At 44.1% G+C, this 2855-nt stretch carries 1 protein-coding gene; it reads left to right on the top strand.

Going from position 1 to position 2855, the window contains the following annotated elements; all coding sequences use genetic code 11:
* The first annotated feature begins 113 nt into the window (after positions 1-113).
* A complete protein-coding gene (adhE, locus tag AB4232_RS21995; protein ID WP_012603522.1) occupies positions 114-2822 on the top strand; it encodes a bifunctional acetaldehyde-CoA/alcohol dehydrogenase in 2709 nt (902 codons plus the stop codon).
* Positions 2823-2855: the final 33 nt, after the last annotated feature.

Here is a 2855-nt window from a genome sequence, read left to right on the forward strand (position 1 = left end):
ATAATATACTCAGTCCTGAAAGCAATTTACTAAGAACGTTGTTGTTTGAGGTTAAAAGCAAGCAGCGAAATTAATAAAAAGTTTTTAATATTTATTATTTTAGGAGATCCACCATGCCTGTAACTAACTTAGCGGAACTTGATGCTCTAGTAGCACGCGTTAAAGCAGCACAAGAAGAGTTTGCAACATTCTCTCAAGAGAAAGTAGACGCAATCTTCCGCGCAGCTTCTCTTGCTGCTAACCACGCTCGTATCCCACTTGCACAACAAGCAGTTGCTGAATCTGGAATGGGTATTGTTGAAGATAAGGTTATCAAAAACCACTTTGCATCTGAATTTATCTACAACAAATACAAAGACGAAAAAACATGTGGCATTCTTGATGAAGATGAAAGCCTAGGCACAATGACTATCGCTGAGCCTGTAGGTATCATCTGTGGTATCGTTCCAACAACGAACCCAACTTCTACAGCAATCTTCAAATCTCTAATCTCTCTTAAAACACGTAACGGCATCATCTTCTCGCCACACCCACGTGCAAAGAACTCAACTAACGACGCAGCTAAACTGGTTCTAGACGCAGCGGTTGCAGCGGGTGCTCCAAAAGACATCATCGGTTGGATCGACCAACCATCTGTAGAGCTTTCTAACGCACTTATGAAGCACGACGGTATCGCACTTATCCTTGCTACTGGTGGTCCAGGCATGGTTAAAGCAGCATATTCTTCTGGTAAGCCTGCTATCGGTGTTGGTGCTGGTAACGTTCCTGTAGTTATCGATGAAACAGCTGACATCAAACGTGCAGTAGCATCTATCCTTATGTCTAAAACATTCGATAATGGTGTTGTATGTGCTTCTGAGCAAGCTGCAATCGTAGTTAGCGAAGTATATGACGAAGTTAAAGAGCGTTTTGCTTCTCACAAAGCTCACGTTTTATCTAAAGCTGACGCAGATAAAGTACGTAAAGTTCTTCTTATCGACGGCAACCTAAACGCTAAAATCGTAGGTCAACCTGCTCCAGCAATCGCTGAAATGGCGGGTGTTAAAGTTCCTGCTGATACAAAAGTACTTGTAGGTGAAGGCCTTGGTAAAGTTTCTTACGATGACGAATTTGCTCACGAGAAACTGTCTCCAACTCTAGGTCTATTCCGCGCAGACGATTTCGAAGACGCTGTTGCTCAAGCAGTAACTATGGTTGAAATCGGTGGTATCGGTCACACATCTGGTCTTTACACTAACCAAGACGTAAACGCAGATCGCATCCGTTACTTCGGTGACAAGATGAAGACGGCTCGTATCCTAATCAACATCCCGACTACTCACGGTGGTATCGGTGACCTGTACAACTTTAACGTTGCACCTTCTCTAACTCTTGGTTGTGGTTCATGGGGTGGTAACTCTATCTCTGAGAACGTAGGTCCTAAGCACCTTATCAACAAGAAAACTGTAGCGAAGCGAGCTGAAAATATGTTGTGGCACAAACTACCTAAGTCTATCTACTTCCGTCGTGGCAGCCTTCCAATCGCTATGAGCGACCTAGAAGGTAAGAAACGCGCATTCCTAGTAACGGACCGTTTCCTATTCAACAACGGTTACGCAGATGACGTAGTACAAATCCTGAAATCTCAAGGTATTGAAGTTCAAGTATTCTTCGATGTAGAAGCGGATCCAACATTGTCTGTTGTTGAGAAAGGCGCTGAAGCAATGAAGAGCTTCCAGCCTGACGTAATCCTTGCTCTAGGTGGCGGTTCTCCAATGGATGCTGCTAAGATCATGTGGGTTATGTACGAGCACCCAGAAACTCACTTCGAAGAACTAGCAATGCGCTTTATGGATATCCGTAAACGTATCTACAAGTTCCCTAAAATGGGTAAAAAAGCTGAGCTAGTATGTATCACTACTACTTCAGGTACGGGTTCTGAAGTTACGCCATTCGCGGTTGTTACTGACGACAAAACAGGTGCTAAGTACCCACTAGCGGATTACGAAATCACGCCAAACATGGCTGTTGTTGATGCTAACCTAGTAATGAACATGCCTAAGTCTCTAACAGCGTTCGGTGGTTACGATGCAGTAACTCACGCTCTTGAAGCTTACGTATCAGTTCTTGCGAACGAATACTCAGATGGTCAAGCTCTACAAGCTCTTAAGATGCTTAAAGAATACCTACCATCAAGCTACAAAAACGGTTCAGCAGACCCAATCGCTCGTGAGAAAGTACACAACGCTGCAACGATTGCTGGTATTGCCTTTGCGAACGCATTCCTAGGTGTATGTCACTCAATGGCTCACAAAATTGGTGCTGAGTTCCACCTACCACACGGTCTTGCAAACGCACTACTTATCTCAAACGTTGTACGTTACAACGCGAACGATAACCCAACTAAGCAGACTGCATTCTCTCAGTACGACCGCCCACAAGCACGTCGTCGTTACGCTGAAGTTGCTGACCACCTAGGCCTAAGCCAAGCTGGTGACCGTACTGCTCAGAAGATTGAACGTCTACTGACTTGGTTAGAAGAACTTAAAGTTGACCTAGACATCCCACTGTCTATCCAAGCTGCGGGTGTTAACGAGTCTGACTTCATCGCTAAACTGGACGAGCTAGCTGTTGAAGCGTTCGATGACCAGTGTACAGGTGCTAACCCACGTTACCCTCTAATCACTGAGCTTAAAGAAGTTCTAACAACGTCTTACTTCGGTAAAGCATACGTTGAAGGTGAAACTTTTGAAGGTACGACTGTAATTTTGAAGAAAGCTGACCAAAAGCCAGCTGAAGAAAAAGCAGCACCAAAAGCTAAAAAAGAAAAAGCTAACGCATAATAAGTAAGCATTAGTTTGAGATAGGTTTTCGCT

This window comes from Vibrio sp. 10N.286.46.A8 (genome assembly GCF_041470165.1).
Classification (GTDB): domain Bacteria; phylum Pseudomonadota; class Gammaproteobacteria; order Enterobacterales; family Vibrionaceae; genus Vibrio; species Vibrio tasmaniensis_A.